Annotated in this window: 19 protein-coding genes; 6 read left to right on the top strand and 13 right to left on the bottom strand. The window is 56.1% G+C overall.

The window, feature by feature from the left end:
- Window positions 1-5 precede the first annotated feature (5 nt).
- From rsxC to I6L41_RS08860, 4 genes are all read right to left on the bottom strand, one after another.
- Window positions 6-2,717: an electron transport complex subunit RsxC gene (gene rsxC / locus I6L41_RS08875; protein WP_216963488.1), complete on the bottom strand. Its 2,712-nt coding sequence runs from the start codon at window positions 2,715-2,717 to the stop codon at window positions 6-8.
- 14 nt (window positions 2,718-2,731) lie between these two features.
- Window positions 2,732-3,310 (bottom strand): electron transport complex subunit RsxB, encoded by a 579-nt coding sequence (rsxB, locus tag I6L41_RS08870; protein WP_005350799.1) that lies wholly within the window; start codon window positions 3,308-3,310, stop codon window positions 2,732-2,734.
- 2 nt (window positions 3,311-3,312) lie between these two features.
- Window positions 3,313-3,894, bottom strand: a complete 582-nt coding sequence (gene rsxA / locus I6L41_RS08865) for an electron transport complex subunit RsxA (protein ID WP_005337600.1) — start codon at window positions 3,892-3,894, stop codon at window positions 3,313-3,315.
- A gap of 186 nt (window positions 3,895-4,080) precedes the next feature.
- Entirely contained in the window at window positions 4,081-4,530 is a 450-nt protein-coding gene (locus I6L41_RS08860; RefSeq protein WP_216963486.1) for a very short patch repair endonuclease, read from the bottom strand.
- Window positions 4,531-4,598: 68 nt separating this feature from the next.
- Here I6L41_RS08860 and I6L41_RS08855 point away from each other — a divergent pair, with 68 nt between their 5' ends.
- A complete protein-coding gene (locus I6L41_RS08855; protein ID WP_216963483.1) occupies window positions 4,599-6,176 on the top strand; it encodes a DNA cytosine methyltransferase in 1,578 nt (525 codons plus the stop codon).
- Between the two features lie 99 nt (window positions 6,177-6,275).
- Here the strand turns inward: I6L41_RS08855 and I6L41_RS08850 are convergent, their stop codons facing one another.
- From I6L41_RS08850 to I6L41_RS08840, 3 genes are read right to left on the bottom strand one after another with little or no spacing between them, the layout of a single operon-like run.
- Complete coding sequence (locus I6L41_RS08850) at window positions 6,276-7,007, bottom strand: hypothetical protein (protein WP_216963480.1); 732 nt, start codon at window positions 7,005-7,007, stop codon at window positions 6,276-6,278.
- Window positions 7,008-7,009: 2 nt separating this feature from the next.
- Window positions 7,010-7,783: a hypothetical protein gene (locus I6L41_RS08845; protein WP_216963477.1), complete on the bottom strand. Its 774-nt coding sequence runs from the start codon at window positions 7,781-7,783 to the stop codon at window positions 7,010-7,012.
- Window positions 7,780-9,753 (bottom strand): hypothetical protein, encoded by a 1,974-nt coding sequence (locus tag I6L41_RS08840; protein ID WP_216963474.1) that lies wholly within the window; start codon window positions 9,751-9,753, stop codon window positions 7,780-7,782. The genes I6L41_RS08845 and I6L41_RS08840 overlap by 4 nt, the downstream gene beginning before the upstream one ends.
- A gap of 572 nt (window positions 9,754-10,325) precedes the next feature.
- On the opposite strand from I6L41_RS08840, the gene I6L41_RS08835 reads away from it, so the two are divergent.
- Window positions 10,326-10,694, top strand: a complete 369-nt coding sequence (locus tag I6L41_RS08835) for a VOC family protein (RefSeq protein WP_005337594.1) — start codon at window positions 10,326-10,328, stop codon at window positions 10,692-10,694.
- Between the two features lie 122 nt (window positions 10,695-10,816).
- On the opposite strand, the gene I6L41_RS08830 is transcribed toward I6L41_RS08835, so the two are convergent.
- Window positions 10,817-12,397: a carboxylesterase gene (locus I6L41_RS08830; RefSeq protein WP_216963470.1), complete on the bottom strand. Its 1,581-nt coding sequence runs from the start codon at window positions 12,395-12,397 to the stop codon at window positions 10,817-10,819.
- Between the two features lie 345 nt (window positions 12,398-12,742).
- On the opposite strand from I6L41_RS08830, the gene I6L41_RS20835 reads away from it, so the two are divergent.
- On the top strand, window positions 12,743-12,865 hold the full coding sequence (locus I6L41_RS20835; protein WP_005359634.1) for a hypothetical protein: 123 nt from the start codon (window positions 12,743-12,745) through the stop codon (window positions 12,863-12,865).
- A complete protein-coding gene (gene rluF, locus I6L41_RS08825; RefSeq protein WP_115544538.1) occupies window positions 12,855-13,871 on the top strand; it encodes a 23S rRNA pseudouridine(2604) synthase RluF in 1,017 nt (338 codons plus the stop codon). The genes I6L41_RS20835 and rluF overlap by 11 nt, the downstream gene beginning before the upstream one ends.
- An 80-nt stretch (window positions 13,872-13,951) precedes the next feature.
- Here the strand turns inward: rluF and I6L41_RS08820 are convergent, their stop codons facing one another.
- Both I6L41_RS08820 and I6L41_RS08815 read right to left on the bottom strand, forming a co-directional pair.
- Window positions 13,952-15,226 carry a cyanate transporter gene (locus tag I6L41_RS08820; protein WP_216963467.1) on the bottom strand — a complete coding sequence of 425 codons (1,275 nt, stop codon included), beginning with the start codon at window positions 15,224-15,226 and terminating at the stop codon, window positions 13,952-13,954.
- The gene (locus I6L41_RS08815; protein ID WP_216963464.1) at window positions 15,219-15,740 is read right to left on the bottom strand and encodes a nucleoside deaminase; all 522 of its coding nucleotides are present in this window, start codon (window positions 15,738-15,740) and stop codon (window positions 15,219-15,221) included. Before I6L41_RS08815 ends, I6L41_RS08820 begins: the two co-directional genes overlap by 8 nt.
- Before the next feature lie 109 nt (window positions 15,741-15,849).
- Between I6L41_RS08815 and I6L41_RS08810 the strand changes: the two genes are divergently transcribed.
- Entirely contained in the window at window positions 15,850-16,692 is an 843-nt protein-coding gene (locus tag I6L41_RS08810) for a LysR family transcriptional regulator (protein ID WP_101531500.1), read from the top strand.
- Window positions 16,693-16,769: 77 nt separating this feature from the next.
- On the opposite strand, the gene rsmS is transcribed toward I6L41_RS08810, so the two are convergent.
- The 3 genes from rsmS to I6L41_RS08795 form a co-directional block, all read right to left on the bottom strand.
- Window positions 16,770-16,925, bottom strand: a complete 156-nt coding sequence (gene rsmS, locus I6L41_RS08805) for a pleiotropic regulatory protein RsmS (RefSeq protein ID WP_080768580.1) — start codon at window positions 16,923-16,925, stop codon at window positions 16,770-16,772.
- 95 nt (window positions 16,926-17,020) lie between these two features.
- Complete coding sequence (locus I6L41_RS08800) at window positions 17,021-17,491, bottom strand: acyl-CoA thioesterase (RefSeq protein ID WP_216963462.1); 471 nt, start codon at window positions 17,489-17,491, stop codon at window positions 17,021-17,023.
- A gap of 20 nt (window positions 17,492-17,511) precedes the next feature.
- Window positions 17,512-17,814, bottom strand: a complete 303-nt coding sequence (locus I6L41_RS08795) for a hypothetical protein (RefSeq protein WP_088869296.1) — start codon at window positions 17,812-17,814, stop codon at window positions 17,512-17,514.
- A gap of 141 nt (window positions 17,815-17,955) precedes the next feature.
- Between I6L41_RS08795 and I6L41_RS08790 the strand changes: the two genes are divergently transcribed.
- Window positions 17,956-18,594, top strand: a complete 639-nt coding sequence (locus I6L41_RS08790) for a tellurite resistance TerB family protein (RefSeq protein WP_139428430.1) — start codon at window positions 17,956-17,958, stop codon at window positions 18,592-18,594.
- Window positions 18,595-18,617: the final 23 nt, after the last annotated feature.

Here is an 18,617-nt window from a genome sequence, read left to right as displayed (position 1 = left end):
GTCGATTACCTTGTGGTTGTTCGGTCGGCTGACGGGGCATCTTCAGCGGCGGTCTCTGCGGCTCTGGCTGCCTCGGCCGCCAGCTTCTTCGCCTTGGCGCGGGCCACGGCGGCTGCAATGGCCGCTTTTTTCGGATCAACCGGGGCATCAGCCGCAGGGGCGTTCGCTTCAGGCTCGGCAGTGACGGCAAGTGGTTGCTCACTGCTGGCTGCATCGGTTTGCATCGGCTCGGCCGGTGCGCGCTCACCCTCAGTTCCGGCACTCTCTACCTGAGTACCAGCGCTTTCTACCTCAGCACTGGTACTTGCGCTCTGCTGGGCCAGCTTTTTGGCCTTGGCACGGGCGATGGCAGCGGCGATAGCGGCCTTCTTGGGATCGACCGCTTCGCTTGCAGCCGTATCGCTTTGGCTGGTGGTTACTTCGCTCTTGGCTAGCGTCACGTCACGGGTCTCCGCGCTTGCTGATAGCTCAACTTGCGTACCCTCAGCACCGGCACTTTCGCCCTGTTGGGCCAGCTTTTTGGCCTTGGCGCGGGCAATGGCCGCGGCGATAGCGGCTTTCTTGGGATCGACCGCTTCGCTGGCCGCAGATGGCGCATCACTTTGGGTTGCAGCGGATTCGCTGGCGCCAGCATTTGCAGTCAGATCGCCCTCAGCGCTGTTACCCTGCTGGGCGGCCTTCTTGGCTTTGGCCCGGGCGATGGCGGCAGCAATTGCAGCTTTTTTGGGATCGACAGGGGCATCATTTTGCGTGTTGACCTCGGCTGCCGTGCCGTTGGCAGCGCTTACCGGTTCACCATTCGCCTCGGCCTTTTTGGCCTTGGCGCGGGCAATGGCGGCAGCAATCGCCGCCTTTTTCGGATCAACCTCTGCTTTTTGCTGATCAGCATCTACCGCAGGCGCAGCAACGGCTTCGGCAGTCACAGGCTCGGCGCTCTCGCCAGCCTGAGCGGCTTTCTTGGCCTTGGCGCGGGCCAGTGCGGCGGCGATGGCCGCTTTCTTGGGATCGCTGGCGAGGTCAACCGCCTCGGCGGGTTGCGCCGCAGCGGCAGTGTCGCTGTTTGCGTTCTCTGCCAGCTTGGCGGCGCGGCGCGCCTCCGCTTCCCGTTTGCGGGCTTCGCGGGCGGCAATCACGGCGCTGTTGTCAGGCAAGCCCTCGGCGGTGGCGGCAATGGCAGTGATGGGGGCATCCTGCTTGGCCTTGATGCGGGCCAGTGCCGCTGCCACCGGATCTTCCCCGCCTGCGGCCGTCATGGTCTGACGGCGCTGGGCGGCGGCTTCGGCGTGGCGCGCTTCGCGGGCTGCTTTCTCCCGCTCGAAACGGGCCTGCTTGGCCTCGAAACGCTGCTTGGCGCGTTCGGCTTTTTCGGCCTCGGCACGGGCTTCGCGAATGTCGTCTTTGGCGATCTTGTAGTACTGCACCAGCGGGATCTCGCTCGGGCAGACCCAGGCGCAGGCGCCGCACTCGATGCAGTCCATCAGGTTGAGCTTCTCGGCCTTGTCATACTCCTTGGCCCGGCTGTACCAGTAGAGCTCTTGCGGCAGCAGGGTAGCCGGGCAGGCATCGGCGCAGGCGCTGCAACGGATGCATGGCTGCTCCGGGCCGGGGGCGGGCAGTTCGGCCTGCGTCGGCGCCAGCAGGCAGTTGGTGGCCTTGACCACAGGCACCATGGCGTGGGGCAGGGTAAAGCCCATCATAGGGCCCCCCATGATCACCCGCTGCTCCGCTTCCGGTTGCAGCTCGAAACGCTGCAACAGCCAGCGCACCGGCGTACCGAGGCGCACCCAGGCGTTGCCGGGCTTTTTGAAGCTGTCGCCGGTGAGGGTGACGATCCGCTCGATCAGCGGCTCGCCGTCGATGATGGCGCGCTTGATGGCAAACACGGTGGCGACGTTGAGCACCATGATGCCGATATCGACCGCGCGGCCACCTTTGGGCACCTGACGGCCGGTGAGCAGCTCGATGGTCTGCTTGGCACCGCCCGAGGGGTACTTGGTTGGCACCGTCTTGACCAGCACATCCGGGTCTGTGGCGTGGCGGGTCAGCTGCTCGATCGCCTCGGGCTTGTTGTCTTCCACCCCGATCAGGGTCAGCTTGGGTTTGAGCAGGTGCTTGAGCACCCGGATGCCATCCATAATCTCGTCGGCATACTGCTGCATCAACCGATCGTCGGTGGTGATATAGGGTTCGCACTCCAGCCCGTTGACGATCAGGATCTCGGTGAGCTGGCCGCGGCCGTCGAGCTTGCTGTGGGTCGGGAATACGGCGCCGCCAAGGCCCGCTACCCCTGCCTGCTGGATGCGCTCGAGCAGCTCGCCCCGCTCCAGATTCCAATAATCGGCTTTGCCATTGCGCTCGCCCCACTCATCTTCGCCATCGGGGGTGAGAATGACGCAGAGATCGCCGAGTCCGGAGGGGTGGGCAACCGTGTGGTTGCCAATCTCGGTGATGGTGCCGGAGGTGGAGGCATGGACAGGGACGATCCGACCCTTGGCATAACGGGTCAGTGGCTGCCCTTTTTTGACCTTGTCGCCCACCTGCACCAGCAGATCGCCGGCGGGGCCTGCGTGCTGGCGCAGCGGAATAATGAGGCGCGGTGGCAGACCGGCGTCTACCACCGGGCTCTGGCTTGATTGCAGCTTGTTGTCGGCGGGGTGAATGCCACCGTGAAAGTCCCAGAGCGTGCCGGCTTTGATACGTTCGAGTAAGGAATGCATGATTGCTCCGCTGTTTATTCCACTATCTTGACCGGAATCTTGCCCGGAACATGCACGTTATTGAGATCCCACTTCCAGTTATCGACCGTGGTGGGCACCGGGATCATCTCGATGCAGTCGGTCGGGCAGGGATCGACACAGAGATCGCAACCGGTGCACTCGTTGGCAATCACGGTATGCATCGCCTTGGTGGCGCCGACAATGGCATCCACCGGGCAGGCCTGAATGCACTTGGTGCAGCCGATGCACTGATCTTCGTGGATAAAGGCGACCTTTTTGACCGGCACGGCGGCCTCGTCACTGCCCCCCAGCGGCTGGGGCTCGACCCCCATCAGATCGGCAATCTTGCGCATGGTGGCCTCGCCACCCGGCACACACTTGTTGATCTGATCGCCGTTGGCGAGCGCCTCGGCGTAGGGTTTGCAGCCGGGATAGCCGCACTGGCCACACTGGGTCTGGGGCAGCAGGGCATCGAGCTGATCGACGATGGGGTCTGCTTCCACATGAAACTTGACGGCGGCAAAGCCCAAGATAATCCCGAACGCCAGCGCCAGCAGGGTGAGCACCAGAATGGCAAAGAGAATATGGATCATGGTTATATCTTGATAAGGCCGGTAAAGCCCATAAAGGCCAGCGACATCAGACCGGCGGTGATCATGGCAATCGACACCCCGCGAAACGGCGCGGGCACATCGGCGGCGACCAGACGCTCGCGCATGGCGGCAAACAGGATCAACACCAGCGAGAAGCCGGTGGCGGCGCCAAAGCCGTAGATCACGCTCTGGATAAAGTCGTGTCGCTCATTGATGCTGAGCAGCGCCACCCCGAGCACCGCACAGTTTGTGGTGATGAGGGGCAGGAAGATCCCCAGCAGGCGATAGAGGGTCGGGCTGCTCTTGCGCACCACCATCTCGGTAAACTGCACCACCACGGCGATCACCAGAATAAAGGCGAGGGTGCGCAGATAGGCGATATCCAGCGGCAGCAGGATATAGTGCTCCACCAGATAGGAGCTGGCACTGGCGAGGGTCATCACGAAGGTGGTCGCCAGCCCCATGCCGATGGCGGTTTCCAGCTTGCCGGAGACCCCCATAAAGGGGCAGAGGCCGAGGAATTTCACCAGCACGAAGTTGTTAACCAGCACGGTGCCGATCAATAAAAGCAGGTACTCAGTCATCAATTACCGTCACTGAAAGTCGGGTTATCGGGGTTTGAAGGCGGGCGGTATTATCTGACGTTAGGGCCAGTTAAACAACCGCAAGGCCGCATGGTTATTATGCAACTGGATAATTTAGCCGGGGTTTTGGGCAAGATTGAGGCAGTTTGGCAAGCTGTTCGCATGAGCACCATGACTAGAGGGTACTCAGAGGGTTTCGAACTCAGGCCAGTCAAGAAAAGAAGTTGTTCCCTTTATCCGTTCCTGCAGCCAGCTCAATGTCTGAACATCGGCATTTTTGAGTCCGCACTCCCAAATCCTGAACACTCGCCAGCCAGCTTCATGCAGCTGTTTTTCAACCAGTTCATCACGCTCGGTATTGGCCGCAAATTTCTGCAGCCAGAACTCGGTATTGCTTTTGGGGGTTGCAGCAAAGCGGCAGCCCGGATGGCGATGCCAAAAACAGCCATGAACGAAAATGCAGAGCCGGTAGCGGGGAAGAACGATATCAGGTTTGCCGGGAAGCTCTTTGACATGCAGTCGAAAACGAAATCCCAATCCATGAAGATATCTGCGCAGTGTCAGCTCAGGGCGTGTGTTTTTGCTTTTTATGCCAGCCATCATGGCTGAACGGGTTGCTGTATCGACAACATCCATGCTTTTGCTTCCTGCTTGGCAAGCTTCCTGGTATCTTTATGGCCTGATCAAAAACACAGTAATTACCAATGAGCATTTTTTCATCATCCATCCCCGTAGTCGATTTGTTTGCCGGTCCTGGTGGTTTGGGTGAGGGGTTTTCATCTCTCAACGATGGCAAGGCATTCGAGATTAGGGTTTCCGCGGAGAAGGACCCAATAGCGCGTGAAACCTTGAGGCTTCGCTCCTTTTATCGTCTGCTCAAGAATCATCGGCGAGATTGCCTCCACGATTACTACCAGTATTGCAATGGAGATGCTGAACAGCCCTACACGGAAAAGAGCATTGACCTGTGGGAAAAGGCTGGTTTGGAAGCCATGTGTCTGGAGATCGGCAGTGAATCTGGCAATCAACGACTTGATCAGGCGATTACCAAGGCGCTTGAAAACAGAAGCGAATCACAGCCATGGGTGTTGATTGGCGGACCGCCCTGCCAAGCATACTCCCTTGCTGGGCGTTCCAGAAACAAGGGCAAATCCGATTACAAACCGGAAGAAGACCATCGACATTTTTTATACAAAGAGTATCTGCGGATTATTCAAAGAAACAGGCCAGATATATTTGTCATGGAGAATGTCAAAGGCATCCTCTCTTCAAAAATAAATGGGGATTTCATTTTTCATCAGATACTTCGAGATCTGGCAAATCCCAATGCTGCATTGGATATGCCCGATGATGATTTGCGTTACCAGATTGTGTCACTGGTTAGCGACGAAGTATTCAGGGATGGTGATGACCCCAAGGCAATTGATGCAAGAAAATTCATCATTCAATCAGAGGATTATGGCATTCCACAAGCTCGTCACCGAGTCATTTTGCTCGGCATTCGGGATGATCGTATATTGACTGAGTTGCCGAAATTGTCGAAGGAAGATCCCATTACCGTAAAGCAGGTAATAGGGGGCTTGCCTGTATTGAGAAGCAAGTTGAGCAAGCAGGAAGATTCTTATGAAAATTGGGTTTCTTCTGTTAATGATCAACTAATGGAACTTGCCCTGCATGCACCATTAGGCGCTGATCATATAAAGCCTCTTGCCAATAAATTGTCTGCAGTGGCTGAAACCCTTGATGCAAGAAATACTGGTGCATTGCGTCTTAAAAAAGATGACAAGTCTGGTTTTATTGGCAATTACGAGTTAGATGAGTGGTATTCTGATCCCAAGCTTAAGGTATGGTTGAATCATGAAACCAGAGGGCATCGCGTTGATGATTTGGCCCGTTATGGTTTTGCGGCATGTTTTGCTGAAGAATATGGTCGTTCACCAAAAGGCCATACAGATTTTTGTCTGCCTGGATTGGCTCCGGATCATAAAAATTGGGAGTCTGGCAATTTTTCTGACAGATTCAGAGTGCAGCTGGCTGATGCACCATCAACAACAATCACCAGTCATATATCTAAGGATGGGCATTACTTTATTCACTACGATCCAAGGCAATGTCGCAGTCTGACAGTGAGAGAAGCCGCCCGCTTGCAGACATTTCCTGACAACTATTTCTTCCAAGGGGGAAGGACACAGCAGTATCATCAAGTTGGTAATGCCGTGCCGCCATTACTTTCGAATAAAATTGCAAAAATAGCATACTCTATTTTATGTAAGGATGGTTAATTTATAATATGTTTTTAATTGACCTGAAAATAACTAATAATTAATGAGCAATGTCATTGCATAATTTTTTTAACATTATGCAATGACAGGATTAATTAACTAGAGTGGTTTGAACCTATCGAAATCTTTTGGTAGCATGGCAGCTAATTTATTCCATTCCAATTTCTCAATGTCATAAGTTAACCCAAGCTGTTCTAGTACGGTTGAAAGACGTCTAGGTGCTCCTTTATCTTTTCCTCCACTCCCTTTTTTTAATTTCCCTTCCTGTTCATCAAAATAAAGTTTAGTAACTAATGTCATAATTCCTGTGCTTAGTACAATCCATTTCCTAGCCATCATCTGCTCAAAAACTTCACCAGTCTTGTTGACCGGAATACCCAATACAGCTCTGAGACATTCTGGGGTATTTCGGTGAGCTCTATAAGCTAACCAAAGAGGTGCCATTTTTTGACGATATACTTTTCGCCAGTTACCAGGTTCATATATCCATAGAGCATATTCACCTATATTTCCTTTATTCCCAATGAAGTTATCAGCATATCTGAGCGTTAACCAGCTCCAGAAACCTTGATCTGATTCTAAGGATTCTTCTTCAAGCCCTGCATCTTTCACGGCTATGTCTATGGCTTTTGCTAGATCCAACTTTGTGCTGAATGCCTTATGGTTAAATATATCAGGAGAAATTGGTTTACCTCTCACATCAGTAAATTCATTGCATTCCAATAACTCAATTGGGATTGAAATCGATGAGCTATGTCTAGCCTGTTCCAACCAGATACGCATTTGCTCTATGCCACTTTCGTTAAAGGCTCGCATTTGTAGGGTTTTCATTTTTAATCCTCCAAAGCTAAAAAATTAATAAGTCGGTCACGAAGCTTTTTCTCTCGACAAAAACCAGTAGAACCTTTTTGAGCCCAGTCATCAATTTCTTGATGGTTACCATTATTTGGATGGGACTCTCCGACCCATTTTTTTCCCAATGCTAGCCAAGTCGTTGGGCTACCGCCATCGGTATCTAATTCATCATCATGGATATTGTCTTGGTGAGCATAAGCTTGATATACCAAAATGGCTCTTATCACACCTGGTAGAAGAGATGATAGTACAGGGCTAGACTTGAGTTCTTGCTTGGTGCCTAAATTGCTATCCAGTACAAGAGTCGGCATATCATCCATATTTTCTAGTTCCCAAATCCCACCCTGTAAATCACGTATTTTTATTGGAAGCAAAGATCTTTGAGGGAGGTCACCATTCTCGCGGTCATAAGCTTCTAAATTTTCAGCAGTGGCTAGCAGGCGGCATGATTTTGGATCAACAACCATAACGCGGAAACGTACGTCTTCTGTATCTCCAATGGAAGTTATGTCAAACTCGGAGCTTGCTCCATCGGCTGTGAACGCATGGCCTGCACATCCCCAATCATGTCTTAAGCGTAGAACTCGACCTCGTTCCGCTTCCACAACAACCAAGGCATCATGGCTAAACTTATTAATGTCTAGCTTGAGTTTGATATTGCTTACGATGCGATTATTTCTATGTTCAATGGTGATATTCACATCATCCGTTGAAATTTTTTCACGCTCTGTAAAGTTGAAGCGATGACTCATTCCGTTATCTCCTCATCTTCATATGAAGACTCCCCTATAGGAGCTGAATTTACTTTTATGATCAAATCACGATTAAGGTCTGCTGGTTGAAGGATTACCTCGAAATCAGGATTTTTCACTAGAATCACCAAGCGTCCATAATCACCACTCTCGATTTCTGCTCCTCTGATGGCAACTTGGAATCCAGTTATATTATCTGTCCCATTTTCAGCAGCTTGCTTTAAATTAAAGTCGTATTTTGAATGTGCTTTAAATGGGTTTCGACCATGGATATCATATGCAACCTGAAGCGTTAATCTATATCCGCACCCATTAGTAAAGCCACTATAGTTACCAGTTAGATTAATTTTCCCTTGGGATTGTTTCAATTTCCAGCATCGTGGAGTTGAAGGCGGAATGCTAGGGTGGTCTGATTTCGTTGTTCTTTCTTTTTTATTTCGATCGTTCAAGGGAATATTGTTGCTTGGTTGCAAAAAGGAGTTGTTTGAGGGGTGCGGGAGTAAATCTGCCAATAAGTTATGATCTGGTTTTTCATCTTCCGTGGATAATTTTTCAATTAGTTTATGAGCACTTTCACGTACAAATGGTATTAATAAGTTTGCAGAACGATACCGCTGCTCTTTAAATTTATCTCGGCTGGCTTTCCAGTCGGTGTGTGCGGGGCATTCTGCTTGTCTCAATGCTCCAGAAATAGCATTATCTGCGCAATAAATTAATGCTATGCTATCCGGTGTTTTCTTTCTGGTTGGTTGGTTGGGAATGACCAGACCATCTCGAATATAGAGAGGGTAATGGCGCCCAGGCTTTCTCTTTATTAGTACATCGAATGTAGCTTCAACATGCGATTTATCTGCTGCTTTTATTGTCATTGGGACTTTGAAATGTACTACGCGCCCATGATCTAGTTCTGACTCAATATCTTGCGATGGCACTTCAGTTCGGTAACTATTCCAGTTGTAATTGATTTCATCCGAACCAGATTCATGAGCTACTTTGACCTCTAACGGTTCGTTTTGGCCTAGCCGAAGTAAACAGCTAGCTAGTTGGATTGCATCTTGTAGCTGATCATCATTTGGGGCTGTTTTTTTGAGCTCTTCAGCACAGCTTGCATCGAACCGTTGATAAATGTCACTACTGTGGTCTTTCAGTTCTACAACAAGATCTCCCGCCAATATGGGAATGAAATATTCTTTGGCAATAACTGTAGATAGTATTTCTAAAGTTAAATATTCCTTATATATCCATGGAATTACAACGCTTAATCCTAGCTCATTGTTTCGACTTAATCGGAAGTCTTTCATCAATTGATTTGTCACAAAATCACTAGTAAATGGAACTTGTAATCCATTTTTGTCTTTACTGAACCAGCCATCTGGAGTATATCTTTTCCCATCCAATTCATGATGTCGTAAAATGGTCTGACCTATGAGGTGCATACCTTTATCGGATGCTCTCTGTGTCATTGCAAAAAAAGAACGCACTCTGCTCGCCCGTGGAATAACTATTTTTCCAACACCCCAGCTACCCCGCTCACCTTCCTTTTTATTGGACAGGCCTTCAGCGCGAAAAAAGTGGTAAAAATTTCCGCCTTCTTGAGGTGTTTCTGAGTCAACCTTCCCTTCAAGTCCTTTGGTTCCAAAGTCCTCAATGGTGAGATAGGTACATTCTTCCATCCCCCAGTTAGGTAGGTTGGATAATTTAATTTCCTTTGCTGCATAGTGATTTTTAATTTCTGCTGGGAACCAAAAATTAGCTCTATCAGCTGTGAGCGAGCCTAGTGATATGACTACTTTGACAGGAGCTCCGTGAGCACTCTCTCGTGCATCTAAGGAGTTTTGGATTGTCTCACGAATCAACGCGTGTCCGATCCCATCGATAGACTGATCTTGGAAAAATTCATCCTGCATCGGGTCTCGAGCTTTGGCTCCCTTGGGGTTTTCCAAGAAGCGCCACTGTGGCTGTTCGGTCATGATATCTCTCCGAAAGGAAAAATTGTTTTGGTACATGGTTCTAAGAGCCTTCAAAAGATGCAATGCTACATTCGAAAGCAGTGCTGGCATATCCCAACTGTCTAAAGTGCCATGAAAACATATATTAAGCTAGGTTGAGTTATATACAAGGCTACCCTCATACAGCAGCTACTTATAGAGATAGGTCGCCTATGTTTGGCAAAGCGAGCAAATATATCTATTCTATTATTAATTGTTTTTTTAATCAATACTTGGCCGTGGCCCAATGTTCATTTAATGTTTTTGTATATCAAGTGCAATGCATGTGTGCAACAGTCAAGTGATAGCTTGAGCTTGGTATTGTATGGGTAGGTAAACTATCGCATTCATAGCGACACGCCCATCTGAAACATTTTATTTACATTTGGCACGGTATGCCTTTATTAGCGTGATCCAAATCTCATATAGTGAAAAAATCTATCTTGTTGTTGGTAAGTATAACTAGATTGTTAGTTCGAATTGATTTATCTGCATTAGTTATTTCTTTTATATTCATTAGAATCGTCCGCGACTATATCAATATGGATTCATACATGATCAGCCATATCGACCATCTGGTATTGACGGTCAGTGATATCGAACGGGCCGTGGCGTTTTACAGTTCGGTGCTCAATATGGAGGCCATCACCTTCGGTGCAGGGCGCCGGGCGGTAGGGTTTGGCAACCAGAAGATCAATCTGCAACTGTTGGGGCAGGAGCCGCGCAATCGGGCGCAGGTGGGGTCGGGGGATGTCTGCCTTATTACCCGCTGGCCGCTGGAGCAGGTGATGGCCCAGCTTGCCTGCCACGGGGTGGAGATTGTCGAGGGCCCGGTGACCAAAAGTGGCGCCTGCGGGCCGATAGAATCAATCTACTTCCTCGACCCTGACCAGAACCTGATAGAAGTGAGCATCTATCCCTGAGCCCATCAAGCCATCACTCCGATTGCCATCATCAATAGAAAGGGGCCGTCAATTGACGACCCCTTTCTCGTATCGCCATCGACCCAGCGCCAGTGGCTCTTTGCCGATACTCCAGAAACGCCCTAGAAAGGCGCGCTGCTCTCGTCGCTCTCCTGTAAAAACTGCTCCACTTCTGCCTGATAGGCCGCATCATATTGATTGCTGCTGGCAGGTATTACGGCGGCAGGCCGGGCGACGGGAGGGGCGGTGAGGGTCTCCATCACCCGCTGCTGCAGATAGGGGTAGAAGGGGTTGGAGGAGGTGCGGGTGAGGGCGCCGGGGTTGACGATCAGCACGCCGCGCTCGCCACGCAGGGCCAGACCGCCGAGATTGATGCCGTATTGCTCCCGCAGCTCCGGGCGCGCCGCCATGCCATAGAGGGGGTCGTCCATCGGGAAGGGGAGCGCCACGTGGGAGAGGGAGTAGATCTCCTTGGGATAATCGATACCCAGCAGGCGGAGCTGCTCAGGCTGATCGGCGCTGGCCAGCGTTCTGGCCTGGGTTGCGGGAGAGGCGGGTTCCACATTGCCCACCACGGTGAGGCGATAGTGCTCGGGGGCGTTTGGCAGCAAGCGTTGCAGCGCCAGCTCGGAGGCCGAGCTCATCAGCGGGCCAAACAGGGTGCTGCGGTTGATATCAAACAGCACCAGTTCGCTGCCGTTGGCCGGCAGGTAGTGGTAGAGATCGGCAATGATGGAGCGTGTGCTGACGGTGTAGTCCATCACCGACTGGAAGGTGAGGGCGGGGGGAAACGCCGCCAGCTCGCCACTGGCGGCCAGCTGGCGTACCTGCTGCTGGATGGCGTGGGTCAGGCGATAGGACTGGCGCGCGCCGTTGACCGGAAACGAGTTGTACTTGAACGGGTTGAACTCCGGCATGGTGTCGAGCCAGGCGGCGTTGGCAAAGGCGGGCAGCAGGGCAGGCACGGCCTTGAGCCCGGCGAAGCGGGCAAAGCGGGTCACCCCGATCATCGGGGAGATCAGCACCAGCCGATCCGGTTTTGCCAGCGTGCCGCTCGGGTCGGCCAGCGCATCGAGCGCATATTTCACCGCCAGCGCGCCGCCGTTGGAAAAGCCCACCAGATGCAGCGGCCGCTTGCCCGGTGCCAGCAATCTGGCCTCCCGCACCGCCAGTCGGGTAGCGGCCAGCCAGGTTTCCCAATCCACATCCACGAGGCCTGCGGGCACGGTGCCGTGGCCGGGGATCCTCAGCCCCAGCGCAATAAAGCCCTGCTGCTGATAACGTCTGGCCAGATGGCGCAAGCTGTAGGGGGAGTCGGTCAGGCCGTGCAGTAGCACCGCCACCCCTTTGATGTCCCCCTCGGGGCGCAGCAGGTAGGAGCGGTTCCAGTTCTGTTGAAAGCGGGCGGGATTGATGGGGGCGTCCTGATAGTAGCGATTGCTGGCCAGTTGCTGCTCCGGCGGCGTCTTGGCGACTACCTCGGTGGCCACCAGCTCGAACAGCTCTGTTTCGCGGGCCAGATAGGTTTGCCAGTCGCTGCTGTCGAGCTCATCGGCGCTGAGTTCGGGGGGCACCACTGTGTGCCACAGTTGCAGCGGCGCTGCCTGCCAGGCGAAGTAGGCGATCACCGCCCAAGCGGTCAGCAACAGCAGCAACAGGGTCAGCAGAGCACGGCGAACAAGGCGGCGAGTGTGAGCCAGCATGGTGCAATCCTTGGCGATAGAGATGGGGCCGCCTCTGGGCGGGCAAGTTTGGCGCAGCATCCAAGGCGCTGCCAACCGGCTTAAAGCCTAATGGAAACAAGGTGATATGTATAGTTGATGGCGTTCGTCCGCGCTGGCTGTGGGCACCAGATCCTGCCGTTGGCATCAGGCTGGCCGTTCGAAGGCTGCATCGCGGGCCATCTGGCGCTGTGAACTTATCCGCGGATGCCCGCTTGGGCGCTGCGACCTTGCAACTATCTGCCCCTGAAAGGGGGCAATTATGCTACTGTAGCGGCGTTTTTTGATGGATAAGCTGGCATTGGCCTTTTTTGAAGATGGAATGGTATGCAGAACTTTGACGTAGTGAATTGGCTGATGCAGCAAACAGCCTCCCCGGCACAGCCGGAACAGGCGATGGCACAACCGGGCGCGGCCCAGAACCTGTGGCAGGTGATCCATGCTGGCTAACGAATCCATGCGCCTGAACAAATACATCAGCGAGAGCGGTATCTGCTCGCGCCGCGAGGCCGACCGCTTTATCGAGCAGGGCCACGTCTTTATCAACGGCAAGCGCGCCGGGATTGGCGATCAGGTGCAGGTTGGTGATCTGGTCAAGGTGAACGGTCAGGTGATCGAGCCGCGCGAGGCGGACAGTCTGGTGCTAATCGCCCTCAACAAGCCGGTGGGCATCGTCAGTACCACGGAGGCGGGCGAGAAAGACAATATCGTCGATTTCGTCAACCACAGCACCCGGGTCTTCCCCATCGGGCGGCTCGACAAGGATTCGCAGGGGCTGATTTTCCTCACCAACCACGGCGATCTGGTCAACAAGATCCTGCGGGCAGGCAACGATCACGAGAAAGAGTATCTGGTGACCGTCGACAAGCCGGTGACCGACGAGTTTGTGCGCGGCATGGCGGCCGGGGTGCCGATCCTTGGTACTGTGACCAAGAAGTGCAAGGTGAAGAAAGAGGCACCGTTCGTCTTTCGCATCACCCTGGTGCAGGGGCTGAATCGCCAGATCCGCCGCATGTGCGAACACTTCGGTTTTGAAGTGACCAAGCTGGAGCGTATCCGCATCATGAACGTCAGCCTCAAGGGGCTGCCGGTGGGCGAGTGGCGCGATCTGACCGACGACGAGCTGATCGATCTGTTCAAGCTGATTGAGGACTCCTCCTCCGAGGTGAAACCGGCCAAAGGCGACAAACCCAAGGCGGCCAAGGCCCCTGCGGCGCAAACCGCCAAACCGGGGCAGGGCAAGAAGCCGCGCCGCGATGATGATCACGAGATTGGCGGGCGTCCTAATGTGCCGGGCCCGGAGGCTTTCGAGAAGAAGCTGCCGGTGGGCAAGGGGGGCGCGGGTAAAGGTGCTGCCAACAAGGGCGGCGCTGGCAAAGGGGCTCCCAAGGGTGGCAAACCGGCCGCTGGCAAGCCGCGCACCGCTAACACCGGACGGCAGAAGAAGGGGCGCTAAGTTGCTCCCCTGAGTGGCATCAGCCGCCAGTCATCTCCAATACGGTTATCCCCAACACTATTATCTCCAACACACCGGCCTCAGGCCGGTGTGTTGTTTTGGGCAGCAGAGCTGGTTGGGAGGGGGGCCGAAATGGTCGGCTCGCTGGCGGTCGGTAACCCCATGACGCGGGGATAGTGGCGCGGGTCTAGGCGCAGCACCAGCAGGCTCATCAGCAGCAAGCCCCCCAGTTGCCACTGCCAGGCGGCCGCAAAGTCGCCCACATAGTGATAGAGCCGCGCCGCCACCCAGGGGCCGGTGGCCGCCAGCATAAAGCCGAACCCCTGCATCAGGGCGCTCAGGGTGCCTGCGCGGCGCGGGTCTGGCAGGTGATCGAGCGCAATCACCATGATCAGCGAAAAACTGCCGCCAAGACCGGCGCCGCACAGCATACACCAGAGAATGGGGGCGCTGGCTGGCGCCAGCCAGAGGCCGCCGAATCCCGCCAGCTGCATGGCAATTGCCAGCGCCATCCATGGCCGCCGATCCATCTTGCGGGCGGCCAGCAGCGGCAGGCCGAGGCCACTGGCAGTCTGGGCCAGTGCCAGCCAGGCGACCAGCTCGCCCGCCTGCGCGGCGCTCCACCCATTCGCCATATAGGCGGGGGCCAGCCAGGCCACTACGATGCCGTAACCGCTGTTGATGATGCCAAAGCAGACGATCAGCAACCAGCTGCGGGGCAGGGTGATCAGCCGCTGTTCGCCGTGGGGAATAGCGACTGCCGCGGTGCTTGGCAGACGCACTTTCCACCCCAGCCAGACGAGGGCCAGCAGCACCGGCAGGCTCCAGAGTGCCAGCGCCCGCGACCAGTCGAGGCTCACTGCCAGCCTTGGCGTGAGGCTGGCCCCCAGCGCCCCTCCCCCCATCATGCAGGCGGAGAAGATCCCCATCACCAGCGGCACCTTGCGGGCGAAGGCCTGCTTGATAAGGGCGGGCAGCACTCCCTGCACCAGTGCCGACCCCAATCCACACAGCGCCGCGCTGGCGATCAGCAAGGCACCGCTTTGGGCATCGAAGCGCATCGCGCTGCCAATGCCGAGCAGCAGCAGGGCCGCCCCCAATAGTTGGCACGCACTGGCGCGCCGACGCAGGCTGGGGGTGAGCAGCACGCCAACCCCGATCAGCCAGAGCGGCAACAGGGTAAGCCAGGCGAGGGTGTCCATCCCCAGCGACAGGGCGCGGCCAATCTCGCCGCTCAGCGGGCCGATGGCGGTAAGAAAGGGGCGCAGATTCAGGCCAGTCAGGATCACCAGCACCAGCAGGGCAAACTGCTGGCGGCGCGCTTCTGCCGGGCGTTCGAAAGTCCCTTTACTCATGATCAGGCGCTGCTTGTTGCGGCTGGTGGCCGTAGAGATCCGCCGCCGTCATGGTGACGGCCAGTTTGACCAGCGGCAGAGGTGGCGGTGCCAGCGGCAGTCCCAGCGTTTGATAGGCGGCAGTGCTGTCAAAGCCGAACGGGGCCGCATCGGCGTTATCAAAGGCGTAATAGACGGCGGCTATACCGTTCATCACCAGCGCGCCGAGGCACATGGGGCAGGGGTGACCGCTGGCATAGACGATGCTGCCCGCGAGCGGCGCGCTCTGGCTTGCCTTGCGCAGCGCCTCCAGCTCGGCGTGACTGGTGGGATCGCCATCCAGATGAATGCCGTTGACCGCGCTCGCTACCAGCTGGTCATCGCGCACCAGCAGGGCGGCGAAGGGGCGACCGCCCTGCCGGTGATTTGCTCTGGCCAGTTGCACCGCCTGCTCCAGCCATTGTCGGTGAGTCTGTAGTGAGGTTGATGGGGTGAGCGAGCGAAGAGGGGTAGACGCTACAAGAGGCTGTGACATGATGAAAAACCCTGACTTGACAGAACAAATGCCAGCCTAGCGGCGAAAAAAGTCATTTGGAAATTAAATGATAGAATGAGTTTCAGTGGTTTTGTAAATGGAGTGCCCCATGCTGGATCCCCTGTTACTGCGCAGTTTTGTCGCCATTATCGACACCGGCAGTTTTACCCGCGCCGGTGAACGGGTTCATCTGACCCAATCCACCATCAGCCAGCAGATCCGCCGCCTTGAGCAGCAGCTCGGCTGCCCGCTGCTCGATCGCGCTGGCCGAAGGGTGGTGGCGACGGCGGAGGGGGAAAAATTGCTGGGGCTGGCCCGCCGCATTCTGGCGCTGCTGGCGCAGGCCGAAGAACAAGTGACGGAAGGGAGCGTGGCGCTCAGCCTCGGGGTGCCGGAGGATTTCGCCGCCGGTGCCATCACCCCGGTACTGGCCGCCTTTGCCCGCGATTACCCCGAGGTGCGGCTGGAGGTGGAGAGCGGCCTGAGCCACGAGATCTGGCAGCGCTTCGAGGCGGGAGAGCTGGATCTGGCGCTGGTCAAACAGACGCGGGGGCAGGGTTCGCCCCTTGCCAGCTGGCGCGAGCCGCTGGTGTGGGTCGACAGCCGCGACTGGCCCGCCCGGGAACGGGATCCGCTGCCGCTGGTGGTGTTCCCGAGCGAAGGGCTCTATCGGCGCCAGATGACCGAGGCGCTCGATGGTCTGGGGCGGCGTTGGCGTATCGCCTATGTCAGCGCCAGCCTCGCCAGTTTGCAGGGGGCGGTGAGCGCGGGGATCGGGGTGAGCTTGCTGCCCAAACGGCTGATGCCCGCCGATCAGCTGGCCCTGACCCAGTGGCCCAAGGTGGCGCCGGTGGAGCTGGCGCTCCATGCCGGGGGAAGCGGGAGCGAGCCGCTCACCCGCTTGAGTGCGGCCCTAATCGCCCTGTGCGACGAGGTGATGGGGCCGCAGTGAGTGGCTATGTGGGGGAAAAACTTCTGTGGGGAAAAACTGGCGTCGGAAAGATAAGGCAGAAAAAGTGCGGGGAGGGATCAGTGATCCTTCCCCTCCGCCAGCTTGCGCTCGTAATCCTGTTTCACAATGGCCAGTGCCGCCAGCACCAGCTCGGGAGCCAGCTCATTGGTTTCCAGCAGTTCAATCAGATCCACCGCGAGTTTTACCTCGGGCGGGGCAGTTTCCAGTGACATGGGCAGGGTTCCGGTTGCGGGAAGAGGGGGGATTATACAGGGGCGCCGCCGCAGGCCGAAAGCGCCCGCTGTATCGGGAAGGGGAATCACCAGGGTCAGAGGTGCTGGCGCATCTCCTTGTCGATCTCCTCGCGCAGGGCGATCAGCTTTTTGGCGTACTGCTGCAACTGCAGATCGCTCTCGCTCACCGGCTGCCACTGGGGCACTGGGGTCGGCTTGCCGTGCTCATCCATCGCCACGAAGATGATGATGCAGTGGGTGGTTTTGTGGCGCTCGGTCTCGGTGGGATGGCGGCTGTAGACATCCACCGCCAGATGCATGCTGGTGGTGCCGGTGTGGATCACCTGGGCGTGCACCTCTACCAGTTGGCCAATCTGGATGGGGCGCAAAAAGCGGATCCCCCCTACATAGACGGTCACCGCATAGCCGCCACACCAGCCAGCGGCGCAGGCATAGCCCGCCTGATCGATCCACTTCATCACCATGCCGCCATGCACCTTGCCGCCGAAATTGACGTCGGAGGGTTCGGCCAGAAATTGCAGGGTCAGTTCGCGGGGGGGGATCATGCTCTCTCCTTGGTTCGGGGTCATTGACGGTAGCTCTTGCGGTAGGCGTCAGCCTGTTGGCAGGGGGGCAGGTTGTTGAGGTCGGGCCGCTTGTTGCCCTCGCGCTGGCCGAAGCTGGCGAACTCCTGCTGGCACTTGTCGGCCTTGCCGCCCTCCTTGATGCAGGCGTCGATCCGCTGTTGCTTGCCCTGCTCGACCAGTTGCTGCTGAGCTTGCTGGCAGGCGGCATCCAGCTTGGCCTGCTGGGCTGAGCGATCCAGCTCGCTGGCGGCACTGGCAGTGCCGCACAACAGCAGAACCACGAAAGGGGTTATGATGCGCATCCTGATGCTCTTTGTTGACCTGTTTCAGGTATACCGCGAATGGCGGCAGGATGCACAGGGGACGGCGCAATAATGGGGCCCATTCACTCTTGGTTCATGACGCCAGCGCCAGCATGGGGCGAACAATAGCGAGGTGTCACGATGAAACAGATGCTGGAACAGTTGCTGGGGGCTGGCAAAGGCTGGCTCAACGAAGGCGGAGAGAAGCGCAAGGGGCAGATGCAGGGGGCGCTGGCCGGTGGCGCGCTCGGTCTGCTGCTGGGCAATAAAAAAGTGCGCAAATATGGCGGCAAGGCCGCTGCCGTGGGCGGCGCGGCGGCCCTTGGCGGGCTGGCCTACAAGCTCTATCAGGATTGGCAGGCCCAGCAGGCGGCACCGGCCCAGCCCACCCATCCCATCAGTGGGCTGGAAGGCAATGCGCTGGATGCCCGTGCGGCGCTTTTGGTGCGCGCCATGGTGGCTGCGGCACGGGCCGATGGCCATATCGACGGCGCCGAGCGCCAGAAAATTCAGGAGTACCTGACCGAACAGGGTCAGAGCGATGTCGCCCGCTGGATTGACGCCGAGCTGGCCCGTCCCCTCGATCCCCACGCGCTGGCGCGGGAAGTGACCGATATGGAGCTGGCCACCGAGGTCTATCTCGCCTCCCTGCTCGCCATCGAAGTGGATCATTTTATGGAGCGAGGCTATCTCGACGAGCTGGCACGGGCCCTCAAACTCGATGACAACCTCAAAGGGAGCATCGAGCGGCAGGTGGCCCAGCTTAACGCCCCCGCCTGATACCCCTCATCGCCATGGATTGC

It is taken from the genome of Aeromonas sp. FDAARGOS 1411 (genome assembly GCF_019047125.1).
Lineage (GTDB): Bacteria > Pseudomonadota > Gammaproteobacteria > Enterobacterales > Aeromonadaceae > Aeromonas > Aeromonas veronii.
This window is presented reverse-complemented; position numbering and strand designations above follow the sequence as displayed.

Excerpts from the sequence above, each read along its gene's own strand:
- rsxC (WP_216963488.1), bottom strand. The coding sequence starts at position 2,717 with ATGCATTCCTTACTCGAACGTATCAAAGCCGGCACGCTCTGGGACTTT.
- rsxB (WP_005350799.1), bottom strand. The coding sequence starts at position 3,310 with ATGATCCATATTCTCTTTGCCATTCTGGTGCTCACCCTGCTGGCGCTG.
- rsxA (WP_005337600.1), bottom strand. The coding sequence starts at position 3,894 with ATGACTGAGTACCTGCTTTTATTGATCGGCACCGTGCTGGTTAACAAC.
- I6L41_RS08860 (WP_216963486.1), bottom strand. The coding sequence starts at position 4,530 with ATGGATGTTGTCGATACAGCAACCCGTTCAGCCATGATGGCTGGCATA.
- I6L41_RS08855 (WP_216963483.1), top strand. The coding sequence starts at position 4,599 with ATGAGCATTTTTTCATCATCCATCCCCGTAGTCGATTTGTTTGCCGGT.
- I6L41_RS08850 (WP_216963480.1), bottom strand. The coding sequence starts at position 7,007 with ATGAAAACCCTACAAATGCGAGCCTTTAACGAAAGTGGCATAGAGCAA.
- I6L41_RS08845 (WP_216963477.1), bottom strand. The coding sequence starts at position 7,783 with ATGAGTCATCGCTTCAACTTTACAGAGCGTGAAAAAATTTCAACGGAT.
- I6L41_RS08840 (WP_216963474.1), bottom strand. The coding sequence starts at position 9,753 with ATGACCGAACAGCCACAGTGGCGCTTCTTGGAAAACCCCAAGGGAGCC.
- I6L41_RS08835 (WP_005337594.1), top strand. The coding sequence starts at position 10,326 with ATGATCAGCCATATCGACCATCTGGTATTGACGGTCAGTGATATCGAA.
- I6L41_RS08830 (WP_216963470.1), bottom strand. The coding sequence starts at position 12,397 with ATGCTGGCTCACACTCGCCGCCTTGTTCGCCGTGCTCTGCTGACCCTG.
- I6L41_RS20835 (WP_005359634.1), top strand. The coding sequence starts at position 12,743 with ATGCAGAACTTTGACGTAGTGAATTGGCTGATGCAGCAAACAGCCTCC.
- rluF (WP_115544538.1), top strand. The coding sequence starts at position 12,855 with ATGCTGGCTAACGAATCCATGCGCCTGAACAAATACATCAGCGAGAGC.
- I6L41_RS08820 (WP_216963467.1), bottom strand. The coding sequence starts at position 15,226 with ATGAGTAAAGGGACTTTCGAACGCCCGGCAGAAGCGCGCCGCCAGCAG.
- I6L41_RS08815 (WP_216963464.1), bottom strand. The coding sequence starts at position 15,740 with ATGTCACAGCCTCTTGTAGCGTCTACCCCTCTTCGCTCGCTCACCCCA.
- I6L41_RS08810 (WP_101531500.1), top strand. The coding sequence starts at position 15,850 with ATGCTGGATCCCCTGTTACTGCGCAGTTTTGTCGCCATTATCGACACC.
- rsmS (WP_080768580.1), bottom strand. The coding sequence starts at position 16,925 with ATGTCACTGGAAACTGCCCCGCCCGAGGTAAAACTCGCGGTGGATCTG.
- I6L41_RS08800 (WP_216963462.1), bottom strand. The coding sequence starts at position 17,491 with ATGATCCCCCCCCGCGAACTGACCCTGCAATTTCTGGCCGAACCCTCC.
- I6L41_RS08795 (WP_088869296.1), bottom strand. The coding sequence starts at position 17,814 with ATGCGCATCATAACCCCTTTCGTGGTTCTGCTGTTGTGCGGCACTGCC.
- I6L41_RS08790 (WP_139428430.1), top strand. The coding sequence starts at position 17,956 with ATGAAACAGATGCTGGAACAGTTGCTGGGGGCTGGCAAAGGCTGGCTC.